The 18,599-nt window shown below is 31.2% G+C and carries 12 protein-coding genes and 1 pseudogene; 10 read left to right on the forward strand and 3 right to left on the reverse strand.

From position 1 onward, the window contains the following. Positions 1 to 215 (forward strand): annotated as a pseudogene (locus tag HMPREF3131_RS11515) (IS5/IS1182 family transposase); the annotation flags it as partial. Between the two features lie 5 nt (positions 216 to 220). Here HMPREF3131_RS11515 and mscL read toward each other — a convergent pair. Next, a complete protein-coding gene (mscL, locus tag HMPREF3131_RS05820) occupies positions 221 to 577 on the reverse strand; it encodes a large conductance mechanosensitive channel protein MscL (RefSeq protein ID WP_002455375.1) in 357 nt (118 codons plus the stop codon). A 215-nt stretch (positions 578 to 792) separates the two neighbouring features. Here mscL and HMPREF3131_RS05825 point away from each other — a divergent pair, with 215 nt between their 5' ends. From HMPREF3131_RS05825 to menI, 3 genes are all read left to right on the forward strand, one after another. After that, positions 793 to 2,439, forward strand: coding sequence for a glycine betaine uptake BCCT transporter (locus HMPREF3131_RS05825; protein ID WP_017174670.1), 1,647 nt, complete (start codon positions 793 to 795; stop codon positions 2,437 to 2,439). 371 nt (positions 2,440 to 2,810) lie between these two features. After that, positions 2,811 to 5,516, forward strand: coding sequence for an aconitate hydratase AcnA (gene acnA / locus HMPREF3131_RS05830; RefSeq protein WP_070436528.1), 2,706 nt, complete (start codon positions 2,811 to 2,813; stop codon positions 5,514 to 5,516). A 195-nt stretch (positions 5,517 to 5,711) separates the two neighbouring features. Continuing rightward, positions 5,712 to 6,182: a 1,4-dihydroxy-2-naphthoyl-CoA hydrolase MenI gene (gene menI / locus HMPREF3131_RS05835; protein WP_017174672.1), complete on the forward strand. Its 471-nt coding sequence runs from the start codon at positions 5,712 to 5,714 to the stop codon at positions 6,180 to 6,182. Between the two features lie 48 nt (positions 6,183 to 6,230). Here the strand turns inward: menI and HMPREF3131_RS05840 are convergent, their stop codons facing one another. Next, positions 6,231 to 6,530 carry a HesB/YadR/YfhF family protein gene (locus HMPREF3131_RS05840; protein ID WP_017174673.1) on the reverse strand — a complete coding sequence of 100 codons (300 nt, stop codon included), beginning with the start codon at positions 6,528 to 6,530 and terminating at the stop codon, positions 6,231 to 6,233. A 157-nt stretch (positions 6,531 to 6,687) separates the two neighbouring features. Then, positions 6,688 to 7,296: a glycerol-3-phosphate 1-O-acyltransferase PlsY gene (gene plsY / locus HMPREF3131_RS05845; RefSeq protein ID WP_029376749.1), complete on the reverse strand. Its 609-nt coding sequence runs from the start codon at positions 7,294 to 7,296 to the stop codon at positions 6,688 to 6,690. Positions 7,297 to 7,512: 216 nt separating this feature from the next. Here plsY and parE point away from each other — a divergent pair, with 216 nt between their 5' ends. The 6 genes from parE (at position 7,513) to mprF (ending at position 18,571) form a co-directional block, all read left to right on the forward strand. Continuing rightward, complete coding sequence (parE, locus tag HMPREF3131_RS05850) at positions 7,513 to 9,501, forward strand: DNA topoisomerase IV subunit B (protein ID WP_037541070.1); 1,989 nt, start codon at positions 7,513 to 7,515, stop codon at positions 9,499 to 9,501. Beyond that, on the forward strand, positions 9,498 to 11,897 hold the full coding sequence (parC, locus tag HMPREF3131_RS05855) for a DNA topoisomerase IV subunit A (RefSeq protein ID WP_019835481.1): 2,400 nt from the start codon (positions 9,498 to 9,500) through the stop codon (positions 11,895 to 11,897). Before parE ends, parC begins: the two co-directional genes overlap by 4 nt. Before the next feature lie 209 nt (positions 11,898 to 12,106). Then, the gene (locus tag HMPREF3131_RS05860) at positions 12,107 to 13,567 is read left to right on the forward strand and encodes a glutamine transporter AlsT (RefSeq protein ID WP_017174677.1); all 1,461 of its coding nucleotides are present in this window, start codon (positions 12,107 to 12,109) and stop codon (positions 13,565 to 13,567) included. Positions 13,568 to 13,695: 128 nt separating this feature from the next. Further along, entirely contained in the window at positions 13,696 to 14,550 is an 855-nt protein-coding gene (gene glcT, locus HMPREF3131_RS05865) for a glucose PTS transporter transcription antiterminator GlcT (RefSeq protein WP_017174678.1), read from the forward strand. Positions 14,551 to 14,613: 63 nt separating this feature from the next. Continuing rightward, the gene (locus tag HMPREF3131_RS05870; protein ID WP_017174679.1) at positions 14,614 to 15,843 is read left to right on the forward strand and encodes an AI-2E family transporter; all 1,230 of its coding nucleotides are present in this window, start codon (positions 14,614 to 14,616) and stop codon (positions 15,841 to 15,843) included. Between the two features lie 205 nt (positions 15,844 to 16,048). After that, positions 16,049 to 18,571 (forward strand): bifunctional lysylphosphatidylglycerol flippase/synthetase MprF, encoded by a 2,523-nt coding sequence (gene mprF, locus HMPREF3131_RS05875; RefSeq protein ID WP_049434253.1) that lies wholly within the window; start codon positions 16,049 to 16,051, stop codon positions 18,569 to 18,571. Positions 18,572 to 18,599 lie beyond the last annotated feature (28 nt).

An 18,599-nucleotide genomic window follows, 5' to 3' on the forward strand; every position in this document is an offset into this window, starting at 1 on the left:
TGAAGGCTATTTTGGGTTTCACTCGAATGTCCATTTGAGGGATAAATAAAGTCAAAAGAGAACTAGGATTTTTATTAATGACACTTAATATAAGAAAAGTAGCAGCTCGACGAGCTGAAAATAATCAAAAAAATTATAAAAAAGACAATTTCTATATTATTTCAATAGAAATTGTCTTTTTTCACTTATCTAGAAACTTTATGTCCCGGACTCTTTGGATTTATTTATTTGTTTTTAAAAGATCTCGAATTTCTGTAAGTAATACCGTATTTGTATCAATTTCTTCTTCTGGTTCTTCTTTTCTCATAATTGTATTGGCAATCTTAACAAAGATAAATAATGCAAAAGCAACAATAATAAAATCAATAATTGACTGAATGAAAAGACCATACTTAATGCCCCAAAGTTGCCAATCTTTAGCAAAATCGACCGAACCAAACAGTTTACCAATCAATGGCATGATAATATAAGTTACTAAGGATGATACAATTTTATTAAATGCTGCTCCTATAACTACAGCAATTGCTAAATCTAAAACATTTCCTTTAAATGCAAACTCTTTAAATTCTTTTAGCATAGTAATCTCCTATTTATTTAATTTTTATATAATATACTATACAAAACATAAATAAATTAGTAAATATTAAAATTAATGAAATTTGATTAATATTAAAACGTTTGTTATTATATTAAAGTGGTTTACCGAAAAATTAATTAATTATTTTTATAATTAATTGTGTATTTTTCATTTTGAAAAAATTTAATATTAAGATGAAGGGAGTTATATTAGTTATGAATTCTTCTTCTGAATCAAGTAAGAAAGGAAAGAAATTTTCGCCGGTATTTATTTATAGTGCGATTATCGTAGCGATTATTGTACTAATTGGGGCAATTGTACCGGAACAATTCGATTCAATTACTAGTTCAATAAGTGGATGGATTACTGATAAACTTGGTTGGTATTATTTAATACTTACAACTATTATTGTTTTCTTCTGTGTCTTTTTAATTTTCAGTCCAATTGGGAAATTAAAACTTGGCAAACCTGATGATAAACCAGAGTTTAATACGATTTCATGGTTTGCCATGCTATTTAGTGCAGGTATGGGTATTGGTTTAGTATTCTATGGTGCAGCAGAACCTATGTCACACTTTGCAGCACCACCAACTGCTAGTCCAAAAACGACAGAAGCCTTTACTGAATCACTTCGTTCTACTTTCTTCCATTGGGGATTTCATGCTTGGGCAGTTTATGGTGTCGTAGCTCTTGCCTTAGCATACGCTCAATTTAGAAAAGATGAACCAGGACTTGTTTCTAGAACATTACGCCCATTGCTTGGAGATAAAGTAGAAGGACCTATTGGTACGATTATTGATGTACTTTCAGTATTCGCTACAGTAGTAGGGGTAGCTGTATCATTAGGTATGGGTGCATTACAAATTAACGGTGGTTTAAATTACTTATTTGGTGTCCCAAATAATGTATGGGTTCAATCACTTATTATTGTTGTTGTTACAATTTTATTTATTATTAGTGCTTGGTCTGGTCTAAGTAAAGGAATTCAATATTTAAGTAATGCTAATATTGGTTTAGGTACAATATTAATGATTGTTGCTTTAATTGTTGGACCGACTGTATTAATTTTGAACATGTTTACAAGTTCAATTGGTAGTTTGTTCAATACATTCTTATTCAACAGTTTTGATACAGCAGCATTAAATTCTCAAAAAAGAGAATGGATGTCTTCTTGGACACTATATTATTGGGGCTGGTGGTTAAGCTGGAGCCCATTCGTAGGTGTATTTATTGCACGTGTGTCTAAAGGACGTTCAATTCGTGAATTTATTTCAGGTGTATTACTTGTTCCGGCTCTAGTAAGTTTCTTATGGTTCAGTGTGTTTGGCGTATTAGGTATTGAAATGGGTAAAAAACATTCTGAGCTATTCAAGATGTCAGCAGAAACGCAACTCTTTGGCGTATTTAATCATTTACCTTTAGGAATGATTTTATCACTTGTTGCACTTATATTAATCGGTTCATTCTTTATTACATCAGCCGATTCAGCAACATTTGTATTAGGTATGCAAACAACATATGGCTCATTAGAACCATCTAACGTGGTAAAAGTAACATGGGGTATTGCACAATCTCTTATTGCCTTCATCTTACTCTTAGCAGGTGGTGGAGATGGCGCAGAAGCATTAGGCGCACTACAAAGTGCTGCAATTATTAGTGCATTACCATTCTCCTTTGTGGTCATACTAATGATGATTAGTTTCTATAAAGATGCTAACCAAGAACGCAAATTCTTAGGATTAACATTACAGCCTAATAAACATAGACTAAAAGAATATATTGAATATCAACAAAAAGACTATGAATCTGATATATTAGAAAAACGTCAAAATCGACGTAATGCAGAGAAAGCAGAACAATAATTAAAAAAAACGCCTAAGACAACTTATTTGTCTTAGGCGTTTTTTAATATAGTTAGATCGAAATATAAAGACTTTCAAAAGAAAATCCACATCCAATATATGTTGATATTGGAGCCAAAAATTCAAAATGAATTTCTATTCTACTTTCCTTTTTATTTCATTTAGCTTATTGAAAAAAATTCTCATTTAATAAAAAATACTTATAGTTTAAATGTACTATGATAAGTATTTCTTATATTAACTGATTATAAAACCAAAATTCAAATCACTCAAATTCTAGTGATATATAGTTGTTTTAAAAAACATATAATTATACAATTTAATTAAAGAAGTATAATTATGAATGTTTAATATTCAAGGGGGATAATCAAATGACTTCTAACATTAAAGAACAAGCAAAAAAATCATTTGAAGTTCGAGGTAAATCATATACATATTATGATTTAAAAAGTCTTGAAGAACAAGGTTTAACTAAAATTAGTAAGTTACCTTATTCTATTCGTGTTCTACTAGAATCAGTATTAAGACAAGAAGATGACTTTGTTATTACAGATGATCATATTAAAGCATTAGCCCATTTTGGTAAAGAAGGTAATGAAGGAGAAGTACCTTTCAAACCTTCTCGTGTAATCTTGCAAGATTTTACAGGGGTACCTGCGGTTGTTGACTTAGCTTCATTACGTAAAGCTATGAATGATGTAGGTGGAGATATTAATAAAATCAATCCAGAAGTACCGGTTGATTTAGTCATCGATCACTCTGTACAAGTAGATAGCTATGCAAACCCACGTGCGTTAGAACGCAATATGAAATTAGAATTTGAAAGGAACTATGAACGTTATCAATTTTTAAACTGGGCGACAAAAGCATTTAATAATTATAATGCTGTACCGCCTGCAACAGGCATCGTACACCAAGTTAACTTAGAATATTTAGCTAAGGTAGTTCATGTAAGAGACGTGGACGGTGAACAAACTGCTTTCCCAGATACGCTTGTTGGTACAGATTCACATACTACTATGATAAATGGTATTGGTGTATTAGGCTGGGGTGTCGGTGGTATTGAAGCTGAAGCAGGTATGCTTGGTCAACCATCATATTTCCCAATTCCTGAAGTGATTGGGGTACGCTTAACTAATTCATTACCTCAAGGATCAACTGCCACTGACTTAGCATTACGAGTAACTCAAGAGCTACGTAAAAAGGGTGTAGTTGGTAAATTTGTAGAATTCTTCGGTCCTGGTGTTACCGATTTACCATTAGCTGATCGAGCGACTATTGCTAACATGGCTCCTGAATATGGTGCAACTTGTGGTTTCTTCCCAGTTGATGAAGAGTCACTTAAATATATGAAATTAACTGGCCGTTCTGAAGAGCACGTTGAGTTAGTCAAAGCTTATTTACAACAAAACAATATGTTCTTTACATCAGATAAAGAAGATCCACAATATACAGATGTAATTCATTTAGATTTATCGACAGTTGAAGCTTCATTATCTGGTCCTAAACGTCCTCAAGATTTAATTTTCTTAAGTGATATGAAAAAAGAATTCGAAAAATCTGTAACTGCTCCTGCTGGAAATCAAGGTCATGGTTTGGATCAAAGAGAATTTGATAAATCAGCTCATATTCAATTTAAGGATGGTTCTGAAACAACTATGAAAACAGGAGATATTGCTATTGCAGCGATCACTTCATGTACAAACACATCGAATCCTTACGTTATGTTAGGTGCTGGTTTAGTTGCGAAAAAAGCAGTTGAAAAGGGATTAAAAGTGCCTGAATATGTTAAAACATCATTAGCACCAGGTTCAAAAGTAGTGACAGGTTATTTACGTGATTCTGGATTACAAAAATATCTTGATGATTTAGGATTTAATCTAGTAGGTTATGGATGTACAACTTGTATTGGTAACTCTGGACCGCTATTGCCAGAAATTGAAAAAGCTATTGCTAAAGAAGATTTACTAGTTACTTCTGTATTATCTGGTAACCGTAACTTTGAAGGTCGAATCCATCCATTAGTTAAAGCGAACTATCTTGCTTCACCTCAATTAGTCGTTGCGTATGCTTTAGCTGGTACAGTTGATATTGATTTACAAAATGAACCACTTGGTAAAGGTGAAGATGGTCAAGATGTATACTTAAATGATATTTGGCCTTCAATTAAAGAAGTCGCTGATACAGTAGATAGTGTTGTCACACCTGAATTATTTAAAGAAGAATATGAAAATGTATATAACAACAATGAAATGTGGAATGAAATTGATGTTACTGACTCTCCATTATATAACTTCGATCCTAATTCAACATATATTCAAAATCCAACATTCTTCCAAGGTTTATCAAAAGAACCAGGTACCATTGAACCATTAAAAGATTTACGTGTAATGGGTAAATTTGGTGACTCAGTTACAACTGACCACATTTCTCCAGCAGGTGCTATTGGTAAAGATACACCAGCAGGTAAATACTTATTAAATCATGACGTAGCTATTCGTGATTTTAACTCATATGGTTCTCGTCGTGGTAACCATGAAGTTATGGTGCGTGGTACATTTGCGAATATTAGAATTAAAAACCAATTAGCACCAGGTACAGAAGGTGGCTTTACAACATATTGGCCAACTGATGAAATTATGCCAATTTATGATGCTGCAATGAAATATAAAGAAGATGGCACTGGCTTAGCAGTATTAGCAGGCAACGATTATGGTATGGGATCTTCACGTGACTGGGCTGCTAAAGGTACTAATTTATTAGGCGTTAAAACTGTAATAGCACAAAGTTATGAACGTATTCATCGTTCTAACTTAGTTATGATGGGTGTATTACCATTACAATTTAAAGATGGAGAATCAGCTGATTCACTTGGTCTAAATGGTAGAGAAGAAATCTCTGTAGATATTAACGAAGATGTACAACCACATGATATTATTAAAGTTCATGCAAAAAAAGAAAATGGAGAAGTGGTTGATTTTGATGTCATTGTTCGTTTTGATTCACAAGTTGAAATCGACTATTATCGTCACGGTGGCATTCTACAAATGGTATTAAGAAATAAACTTGCTCAATAATACAATTATTCGAAAAAGTATTTAAAAATTTGAATGTATTTTGAATCCTTAGATGGCAATCTCATCTAAGGATTTTTTCTTCATTCGTGTCATTGAGCTATTTCAGTAATAAAAGTAGTAAATGGGAATTCTATAGCAATCATCCTTTTTATGTTAATATTGAAAGTGAACTTAATTGGAAAGAGGTACATAAATATGATTTATAGTATGACTGAAATTGAAGCGAGATACCAAGAAACAGATAAAATGGGAGTAATTTATCATGGGAATTATGCTACATGGTTTGAAGTTGCTCGTACTGATTATATTCGTAAATTAGGTTTTAGTTATGCAGATATGGAAAAAGAAGGTATCATCTCACCCGTCGTGGATTTACAAGTTCAATATAAGAAATCCATTTTTTATCCTGAAAAAGTTAAAGTGAAAACATGGGTAGAACATTATTCAAGATTGCGTTCAACGTACTGTTATGAAGTATATAATGAAAAAGGGGAATTAGCTACCACAGGTTCCACTCAGCTATTATGTATTAAAGCAAGTGATTTCAGACCAATTCGTTTAGATCGTTATTTTCCAGAATGGCATCAAGTATATAGTGAAGTCGAAGCATTGAATAACGAAGGTAAGGAATTAGAAGTCACACAACGTAGCGATTTGAATATATAAATATAAGACCATAAATATCTGTAAATATTAGATATTTATGGTCTTTTTTTAATTAGTTGTAGAATAAACAATTTCGTCTTCATGGTCTACTTTTTCAACTAGAACTTCATGATCTTCAAAATACCATAAGTCATCTTCTGAAACTACAACAATTAAATCATTATAATTTTCGTGATAACCTATCTCAACATCATTGCTCAATTCCACACGAAATGCTGGGCTAAAACCTTGTTTAAGTTGAAATTCTCCACCATACCTCACATAAAATTGTAAGACTTTATTCTCTTCAGGTAAATCTAATTCATTTTTAAACCATTCAACTGCTTCATCAGTCAATTTGATTTTCATTGTAAGAACCATCCTTTATATTAATAATTATGATATTTATAATGCAAAAATTGTTTGAATTAAAACATATTGTTCTCATGATTAAACATGAACCGTTTATCATATTTAATTAATAGAACTAAACTGAATCTTCACATTTGGTGCAAGATCATCCATTTTACATCCATTTGATTTTTGGTTCTTCACCTTTAAAAATTCTAACAATATTAGAACGGTGTCTAAAAATTAAAATGATTGATACAAAAGCACTCATTCCAAATAATATGTAATCATGAATAATTAATGAACCTATCACACAGCTGATTGCCGCAATAATACTGGATAATGACACATACTTTGTTAAATATAAAATTCCAAAGAATATGACTGCTAAAATTAAAAGTAAGATTGGATTAACTCCTAACACAACTCCGGCACTTGTGGCTACAGCCTTACCTCCTTTAAATTTAAGATAAATAGGATAAACGTGACCAATTATTGCAAAAATACCGACAATTAATCCATGTGTGAAGAATGTACTAATTGGTCCCTGCGCATGCACTGGAAACCATAACGGGAAAAATACAGTAATGAATCCTTTAAATATATCTAAAAAAGTAACGATAAATCCAGCTGGTTTTCCTAAAACTCTAAAACTATTTGTGGCACCAGTATTACCGCTTCCAAATTCTCTAATATCTTTTTTAAAAAAAACTTTTCCTATAACATAACCATTTGGAATAGCTCCAATGAGATAGCTTAAAATCAACATGAGAACTATCATCATAATTTGTTTACACATCCCTTATATAATGTAGGTATATTTTATCACAAAGTATTCCTGACAACGATTAAAAATTGAAAAAACGTCTTATATATTAAGTTAAATGTTTATCTTATAGAACTCATACTTGCATTTTAATGCGTTTTATATAAGAATAACTATTGTAAAGTTAAAAAAACGAACGTACGTTTGTAGGAGGCGAACGCATTGGCAACAAAAATGACAAATCATTATTCAGATGATTCGATTCAAGTATTAGAAGGACTTGAGGCAGTTAGAAAACGTCCTGGGATGTATATTGGGTCGACTGATAAACGTGGATTACACCATTTAGTATATGAAATTGTCGATAACTCCGTCGATGAAGTTTTAAATGGTTATGGTAATGAAATTGATGTAACAATCAATAAAGATAATAGTATTTCAGTGGAAGATAATGGGAGAGGTATGCCAACTGGTATGCATGCGTCTGGTAAACCTACTGTAGAAGTTATTTTTACTGTATTACATGCTGGAGGTAAATTTGGACAAGGTGGATATAAAACTTCTGGAGGACTTCATGGTGTTGGTGCTTCCGTAGTTAATGCTTTAAGTGAATGGTTAGAAGTTGAAATTCATCGAGATGGACAAATTTATAAGCAATCTTTTAAGGATGGTGGTATTCCAACTTCTGGTTTAGTGAAAGCGGGAAAAACTAAGAAAACAGGTACAAAAGTCACATTTAAACCAGATTCAAGTATTTTTAAAGCAACAACGGCATTTAATTTTGATATATTAAGTGAGCGCTTACAAGAATCTGCATTCTTATTAAAAAACTTAAAAATTACATTGAAAGATCTACGTGATGGAAAAGAACGTGAAGATGTTTATCATTACGAAGAAGGTATTAAAGAATTTGTAAGTTATATCAATGAAGGTAAAGAAGTATTGCATGATGTTACGACGTTTACAGGTGCTGCAAATGGAATCGAAGTAGATGTTGCTTTTCAATATAATGATCAATATTCTGAAAGTATATTAAGTTTTGTTAATAATGTACGTACAAAAGACGGCGGAACTCATGAAGTAGGATTTAAAACAGCAATGACACGCGTATTTAATGACTATGCACGCCGTATCAATGAACTTAAAGATAAAGATAAAAACTTAGATGGTAATGATATTAGAGAAGGATTAACAGCAGTGATTTCTGTACGTATTCCAGAAGAATTACTGCAATTTGAGGGACAAACTAAATCTAAGCTTGGTACATCAGAAGCGCGTAGTGCAGTAGATTCTGTTGTTTCTGAAAAATTACCTTATTATTTAGAGGAAAAAGGACAATTATCTAAATCACTTGTGAAGAAAGCTATTAAAGCGCAACAGGCAAGAGAAGCGGCTCGTAAGGCACGGGAGGATGCACGTTCTGGTAAGAAAAACAAACGTAAAGATACATTATTATCAGGAAAGTTAACGCCTGCTCAAAGTAAGAATACTGAGAAAAATGAATTATATCTTGTCGAAGGTGATTCAGCAGGGGGATCAGCTAAACTTGGAAGAGATAGAAAATTCCAGGCTATTTTACCTTTACGAGGTAAAGTGATTAATACTGAAAAAGCAAAACTTGAAGATATTTTCAAAAATGAAGAAATTAATACAATTATTCATACAATTGGTGCTGGTGTTGGTAATGATTTTAAATTAGAAGATAGTAATTATAATAGAGTTATTATTATGACTGATGCTGATACAGATGGCGCCCATATTCAAGTGTTATTATTAACATTTTTCTTCAAATATATGAGACCTCTTGTTCAAGCAGGTCGTGTTTTTATTGCATTACCTCCGTTATACAAATTAGAAAAAGGTAAAGGGAAATCTAAAAAAGTAGAATATGCTTGGACAGATGATGAATTGGACAAACTTCAAAAACAATTAGGTAAAGGCTTTATTTTACAGCGCTATAAAGGTTTAGGTGAAATGAATCCTGAGCAATTGTGGGAAACTACAATGAATCCTGAGACAAGAACGTTGATTAGAGTCCAAATCGATGATGAAGTACGTTCTTCTAAACGTGTAACAACATTAATGGGAGATAAAGTTGCACCAAGACGTGAATGGATTGAAAATCATGTTGAATTTGGCATGCAAGAAGATCAAAGTATTTTAGATAATACAGAAGTTCAAATACTTGATACTGAAGAATATGATGAGGAGGAAGTCAATTGAGTGAGATAATTCAAGACCTATCACTTGAAGATGTTATTGGTGATCGCTTTGGAAGATATAGTAAATATATTATTCAAGAACGTGCGTTACCGGATGTGCGTGATGGTTTAAAACCTGTACAACGTAGAATTTTATTTGCTATGTATAGTAGTGGCAATACGTATGATAAAAATTTCCGTAAAAGTGCGAAAACAGTTGGGGATGTTATTGGTCAATATCATCCACATGGTGATTCTTCAGTTTATGATGCAATGGTACGTTTAAGCCAAGATTGGAAGTTGCGTCATGTATTAATCGAAATGCACGGTAATAATGGTAGTATTGATAATGATCCACCTGCTGCGATGCGTTATACAGAAGCGAAGTTAAGTCAACTTTCTGAGGAGTTGGTTCGTGACATTAATAAGGAAACAGTGTCCTTTATACCAAACTATGATGACACAACACTTGAACCTATGGTGTTACCGGCAAGATTTCCAAATTTACTAGTAAACGGTTCGACTGGTATTTCGGCAGGATATGCTACTGATATTCCTCCACATAATTTAGGTGAAGTAATTCAAGCAACATTAAAATATATTGATAATCCTAATATTTCAGTAAATCAATTAATGAAATATATCAAAGGTCCTGATTTTCCGACAGGCGGTATTATTCAAGGTATTGATGGTATTAAGAAAGCCTATGAAACAGGAAAAGGAAAAATTGTTGTTCGTTCAAAAGTAGATGAAGAAGCGTTAAGAAATGGACGTAAACAATTAATTGTGACAGAAATTCCTTATGAAGTGAATAAAAGTTCGCTTGTGAAACGTATTGATGAGCTTCGTGCTGATAAAAAAGTAGATGGTATTATTGAAGTACGTGATGAAACAGATCGTACAGGTTTAAGAATTGCTATTGAATTAAAAAAAGATGTTAATTCAGAGTCTATTAAAAACTATTTATATAAAAATTCTGATTTACAAATTACTTATAATTTCAATATGGTCGCTATTAGTGATGGACGTCCAAAATTAATGGGTCTACGTGAAATTATTGACAGCTATTTAAATCATCAAATTGAAGTTGTAGCTAATCGTACAAAATACGACTTAAATCATGCTGAAAAGCGCATGCATATTGTAGAAGGTCTTATGAAAGCTTTATCTATATTAGATGAAGTGATTGCGCTGATTCGTCATTCTAAAAATAAAAAAGATGCAAAAGATAATTTAGTAAAAGAATTTGACTTTACTGAAGCACAAGCAGAAGCCATTGTGATGCTTCAATTATATCGTTTAACTAATACTGATATTGTTGCACTTGAAGAAGAACATGAAGAATTACAAAAATTAATAGAAGCGTACCGAAATATTCTTGATAACCATGACGCATTATTAAATGTTATTAAAAAAGAACTTACAGAGATTCGAAAACGTTTTAAAACATCACGTTTATCTTCAATTGAAGCGGAAATATCAGAAATTAAAATTGATAAAGAAGTTATTGTACCAAGTGAAGAAGTGGTTTTAAGTGTGACTAGACATGGATATATAAAACGTACGTCTACACGTAGCTTTAATGCAAGTGGTGTGACAGAAGTAGGTTTAAAAGAGGGAGATAGTCTACTCAAATACCAAACTGTAAATACTCAAGATACAGCTTTAGTATTTACAAATAAAGGAAGATATCTCTTTATTCCAATTCATAAAATTGCAGATGTGCGATGGAAAGAGTTAGGTCAGCATGTATCGCAAATTGTGCCTTTAGAAGAAAACGAGAGAATTATAGATGTATTTAACGAAAAAACATTTGATGGTAAAGCATTTTATATTATTGCAACTCGTAATGGCATGATTAAAAAAAGTAATCAATCATTATTTAAAACCACGCGATTTAATAAGCCACTCATTGCAACAAAATTAAAAAATGAAGACGAAGTGGTAAATGTACTTCGCATAACTCAAGAACAAATGATTACTGTTATTACACATAAAGGCATGTCATTAACGTATTCTACAGAAGAACTTTCAGATACAGGATTAAGAGCGGCTGGGGTGAAATCTATCAATTTAAAAGATGAAGATTATGTTATTATGACTGATACTGTTGATCAGAATAATTCAATAATTATGGCTACCCAAAGAGGAGCAATAAAACGTATTGCTAAAGATATATTACAAGATGCCAAACGCGCACAAAGAGGTATTACACTTTTAAAAGAATTGAAAAAAAATCCTCATCGTATTGTAGCTGCATATGTTGTCAGAGATGAAACATACTATACACTTTATTCAGATAAACATGCTGAAACAGGTGAAATTTCTAATATTCATCTTTCTGAACAATATACAAATGGTTCATTTGTAGTTGATACAAATGAATTTGGAAATGTAAAATCAATGATAATAAATTAATATGATTTTAAAATTTTTGTTTTCAAGTAATTCATAAGATGATAAAATTAATTTAATATTTAACTATTTATAACTCACAAGAGATTTATATTGTTGATAAGTATATCAAAGTGATGACATGAAAAACATGTACATTTTGACCTTTAATACTACAATATAAATCTCTTGTAATGTATATCATAACAATAATTTTGATGAGAGGGATTTAATTGAGAGATTTTGATAGTTTAATACCTGATTGGTTTAAATCTGTTGTTCAAGTTGGAAATGATTTAATCTGGTCACAGTATTTAATAGGTTTACTATTGACAGTAGGTATCTTCTTTACTATTAGTTCTAAATTTGTTCAATTACGAATGTTACCTGAAATGTTTAGAGCATTAGTTGAAAAACCAGAAACTTTGAAAAATGGAGAGAAAGGTATTTCACCTTTTCAAGCATTTGCTATTAGTGCAGGTTCCCGTGTTGGAACAGGAAATATTGCTGGTGTAGCAACAGCAATTGTGTTAGGGGGTCCTGGGGCAGTTTTTTGGATGTGGATTATCGCATTTATCGGAGCTGCGAGTGCATTTATAGAAGCAACACTTGCACAAGTTTACAAAGTTCATGATAAAGAAGGTGGCTTCCGAGGAGGTCCAGCTTATTACATAACCAAAGGTTTAAATCAAAAATGGCTTGGTATCACATTTGCTGTGTTAATTACTGTTACATTTGCATTTGTATTTAACACTGTTCAATCGAATACTATTGCTGAATCTTTAAGAACACAATATCATATTAGTCCAGTCATTACTGGTATTATTTTGGCTGTCATTACAGCAATCATTATCTTCGGTGGTGTACGTAGTATTGCAACGTTGTCATCTTTAATTGTTCCAATAATGGCTATCGTTTATGTTGGTATAGTTTTATTTATCTTACTAATGAATTTTGATCAAATCATTCCAATGATTGGTACAATTATTAAAAGTGCGTTCGGAATGGAACAAGTCGCTGGTGGCGCGGTAGGTACAGCGATTTTACAAGGTATAAAACGTGGCTTATTCTCTAACGAAGCAGGTATGGGTTCAGCACCCAATGCGGCTGCTACTGCTGCTGTACCACATCCAGTAAAACAAGGATTACTTCAATCTTTAGGTGTCTTCTTCGATACAATGCTTGTTTGTACAGCAACAGCTATTATGATTTTACTTTACTCAGGCTTAAAATTTGGTGAAAAAGCGCCACAAGGTGTAGAAGTTACACAATCTGCATTGAATGAACATCTTGGTTCTCCAGGTGGTATCTTCTTAACTGTCGCGATTACTCTATTTGCATTTTCTTCTGTAGTTGGTAATTACTATTACGGACAATCTAATATAGAATTTCTATCTAAAAATAAAGCAATTTTATTTATTTTTAGATGCTTAGTTGTTGTATTAGTATTTATAGGCGCAGTTGTTAAAACTGAAACCGTATGGAGTACAGCGGACTTATTTATGGGATTAATGGCCATTGTAAACCTTGTTTCCATTATAGGTCTTTCAAATATTGCATTTGCTGTTATGAAAGATTATATTCAACAAAAACGTGCCGGTTTAAAACCGGTATTTAAACCAGAAAACCTTGAGATTAATTTATTTGGTATTGAATCTTGGGGACGCGAAGATAAAATATCTAAAAAACATTAATAATTTAAATCAACACTTCTTTTCTCCATCTCTTAGAGTAATGCGAGAAAGAAGTGTTTTTTAAAAGAATGACTTTTCAAATATAATGTTTAACTATATAATTTTAATAGTAAAAAAGGATGATAATGATGAGCAAATATCATATTTCAAAAATTTTAAATAATAACGTCATCATATGCATCAATAGTAATCAAGAAGTTATTTTAATCGGTAAAGGCATTGGTTTTAATAAAAAGCCTGGAATGGTCGTAGATGATAATGCTTCTATTGAGAAAGTGTATAAATTAGATCAAAAACAACAACAAGAATATTATAAATCTCTAGTTGAAATAGCTGATGAAGAGGTCTTACAGGCAATTATTGAATCAGTTAACTATATTACAAGTACAACTTATATGAAAGATGATAAACAACTAGTCATTGCCTTAACCGATCATATTACTTTTGCATATAAACGCTTAAAACAAAATCAAATAATTAGTAATCCCTTTGCAATGGAAACTAAACATTTATATAGTGAGGCATATGATATCGCCACACAAGTTATACAGCGATTAAATGAGAAATTAGACGTCACATTTCCTGATGATGAAATAGGTTTTATAGCATTGCATATTGCTTCAAATAAAGAAGATTTACCTATGAGTGAAATATCTTTAATTAATAAAATGATAAGTAAATGTGTATTAATTATCGAAAATGACATAGGGTATCCTGTAAATCCTCGAACTGTTCAATATCAACGATTTATTAGACATATTCAATTCCTAATTCGTCGTTTAAATAAAAAGGAATACGTTCATGCACAAGATGAGTTTATCAATATGGTCAAAACATATTACCCTAATTGTTATAGTACAGCATATAAGATTTCTAAAGTTATTCAAAAAGATCTAGATATTGATATAGATGATTCAGAAATTGTTTATTTAGCTTTGCATATTTATCATTTTCAATCTCAAAATAACACACAAAATGAATAAGCTACATGGTATGATATAATATAGATTATTTTATTTTAGATTAAAGGGTACGGTGAAAATGATATGTCAATGGACCACAAAAAGGATGAAGGAAAGAAAACTAATAAGCTAAGCTTTTCTGAAACACGCTTTATGAAGTTTTTGGGTGGTAAAGATTTATTATTTGCGCTAGTTTCATTAGTATTACTTGGTATTACTATATTCATCTTTGACAAAATTTCTTATGTTTTTCAGCCTTTTGTCATTATCTTTAATACTATTGCAGCGCCAATTATTTTATCGCTTATTTTGTATTATTTGTTAAATCCAGTAATTAATTTGATGGAACGTTATAATATTCCAAGATTATTAGCAATTATAATAGTCTTTTTAGTGATTATTGGAGGCGCAACATTAATTATCGATTTATTAATTCCTGTGATTGGTGATCAAATTAAACAACTTGCAAGTAACTTCCCAAAATATATTGAAAAATTTAATAGAGCTATTGATAAAGTAACACATATGTCTATTTTATCTTCATTTTATAATCAAATTCAGGAATGGCTTGATTCTACTTCTAAAAAGATTCCATCGTTAACGTCAGATTATTTTAGTGGATTTGGAACTAAAATTAGAACATTTGCAGAAGCTATTGTGAATGTCGGTGTTGTGATTGCAACTACACCATTTGTATTATTCTTTATGTTGAAAGATGGAACTAAATTTAGAGACTATACAACTAAAATTATGCCACCTAAATTTAGAAAAGACTATCATGATTTATTAGAAAAAATGAGTGTACAGGTCGGATCATATATTCAAGGCCAAATTATTGTATCATTTTGTATTGGTATTTTATTGTTTATTGGTTATTCGATTATTGGTTTGGATTATGGGTTAGTTCTAGCTTCAATTGCTGCAGTAACGAGTGTAGTCCCATACTTAGGACCAACAATTGCAATTTCTCCGGCAATTATTATTGCGATTATTACTTCACCGTTTATGCTATTAAAATTGATTATTGTGTGGACGTTAGTTCAATTTATTGAAGGTCATTTTATTTCTCCTAATATTATGGGGAAAACATTAAAAATTCATCCTCTAACAATTATTTTTATTTTATTAAGTGCGGGTAATTTGTTAGGTATTGTAGGAGTTATTTTAGGTATTCCTGGCTATGCTATTTTAAAAGTATTAGCTTCTCACATTTTCTTATTATTTAAACGTCGTTACAATAAATATTATGGTGACGATGCAGGTCAATATGAAATTAAAAAGGAAGAACATAAAGATTACACAGAAGCAGAATAAAGCACTATATTAAAAAGCCTGAGACATAATGAGTTGTCTTAGGCTTTTTAATATAGTACTAATCATCTTGCAAAAGTGGGACGATGAATTCTCTTCCACTCTCTTTTATCTTACAATTATGTTAGTTCAATAGTCTAAAGATATATAACTAGAATATGATATGATATATTTTATATTAATATAATGTAAAGGATAATAATGAATAATGACTGAAGAACATAAAAATAGATTAATATCTATATTAAAAGTGGTATTTGCTATCACACTTTTTATTGTAGTAGTTGCTACTTTATATCATGAATTGTCACATATTAACTTCAAACAAACATTAGAAGCATTTAGTAAAATCAATCGATGGTTTTTAATTGGTTTATTTATATGTGGTGGCGCATCAATGCTACTTTTAAGTTTATATGATGTCATTCTTGTTAAAACTTTAAAGTTGAGTATACCACTGAACAAAGTATTTCGTTTGAGTTATATTATTAATGCATTTAATGCTATTGTTGGATTTGGTGGATTTATAGGCGCAGGATTTAGAACATTTATTTATAAAAATTATACTTCTGATAGAAAAAGATTACTTCACGCTATTTCAATCATATTAGTTTCAATGTTAACTGGTTTAAGCTTCTTATCTATTTTAGTCGTACTTCATATTTTCGATGCTTCTCATATTCTTGATAAAGTACGTTTTGTAAAATGGGTATTGTACGTAGTCGCTTTATTTTTACCTATTTTTATAGTGTATACAGTCGTTAAACCGGTTACTGAACATAATAAATTGGTAGGGATATATTGCACGCTTGTTTCAAGTATTGAATGGATAGCTGCTGCTGTTGTACTTTACTTGTCGGCATGGATTATTGATATTCATGTAGCTTTTACAACATTACTTGGTATTTTTATTATTGCTGCACTCTCTGGACTGATTAGTTTTATTCCAGGTGGATTCGGGGCATTTGATTTAGTTGTTTTATTAGGACTAAAATCTTTAGATATTCCTGAAGAAAAAATATTGATTGCCTTACTGCTATATCGTTTTGCTTATTATTTTGTACCTATTATCATTGCTTTAATTCTATCTACGTTTGAATTTGGCAATTCTGCGCGTAAGTACTTTGAAGAATCTAAATATTTTGTACCCGCTAAAGATGTTACCTCATTCATACTGTCTTATCAAAAAGATATTATTTCAAAAATCCCAGCATTTGCTTTATCTATTCTTGCACTATTAACAAGTTTTATTTTCTTTATTAATAATGTGACGATTGTTTATGATGGATTATATGATGCTGATCATTTTATTTACTATATCATGTTGTCTATTCATACAAGTGCATGTTTAATATTACTTGTTAATGTAAGGGGTATATATAAGCAAAGTAAGAGAGCAATTATGTATTCAATGATTTCACTTGTGTTAATATTTCTTGCAACGTTATATACGTATGCTTCTATCATGTTACTTACATGGCTCATCATTATTTTTATCTTACTTATTTTAGCTTATCGACGTGCGAAAGTATTTAAACGTCCATTTAGATTAAAAAACTTAATATTTACCTTAGTCATTAGTGTGATTGTTTTATATATTAATCATTTCATTATTTCTGAAACTTTATATGCTTTAGATTTATATCACTTGGAAATGGATACGTCATTATTAAAATACTATTTCTGGTTAACTGTGATAGTTGTTATATTATTAATTGTTGGTATTGCATGGTTATTTGGTCGTCGCTTTGAACGCCCACATCAATTACAAGAATATTCTCAATGTAAATCAATCATAGAAACATATGGAGGGAATTATTTAAGTCATTTGATATATAGCGGTGATAAAGATGTATTTATGTATGACAGTGAACAAGCTTTTCTTATGTATAGATATAAATCAAATGCGCTGGTCGTATTGGGAGATCCAATTGGAAATACAGCATCATTCCAATCATTGTTGGCTGATTTCTATAGTTATGCTGAAAAGTTAGGTTATGATGTCATTTTCTATCAAGTATCTGATCGTTTTATGCCGTTGTATCATAATTTTGGAAATCAATTTTTTAAATTAGGCGAAGAGGCTATTATTGATTTAACACAATTTACTACTTCTGGAAAAAAACGACGTGGTTTTAGAGCAACACTGAATAAATTTAATGATTTAAATATTAAATTTGACATTATAGAACCACCATTTTCTAAAGCGTTTATAGAAGAGCTTAGAAAAGTAAGTGATAAGTGGCTCGATGGACGTACTGAAATGCATTTTTCTGTTGGGCAATTTACAGAACAGTATTTAGATAAAGCCCCAATTGGAATTATGAAAAATGAAGAAGGTAAGATTATTGCTTTTTGTACATTAATGCCGACATACTATAACGAAGCAATTTCAGTAGATTTAATTCGTTGGTTACCTGAATTAGATTTACCTCTAATGGATGGATTATATCTACATATGTTATTATGGGGTAAAGAAAAAGGGTATAAAGCTTTTAACATGGGTATGGCTACCTTATCAAATGTAGGTCAACTCGATTATTCTTATTTACGAGAACGTATTGCGGGACGTGTGTTTGAACATTTTAATGGTTTATATCGTTTTCAGGGGTTACGAAGATATAAAGAAAAATATAGTCCCCAGTGGGAACCGCGATTTTTGGTGTATAGAAAAGATAGTTCTCTCTGGTACAGTATGTTAAAAGTAATGCGAGTGATTAGACATAAATAAAAAAGAGGCTGGGACATAATTCCTAACA

The sequence above is a fragment of the Staphylococcus sp. HMSC14C01 genome (genome assembly GCF_001808085.1).
In the GTDB taxonomy this organism is placed as follows: Bacteria; Bacillota; Bacilli; order Staphylococcales; family Staphylococcaceae; genus Staphylococcus; species Staphylococcus hominis.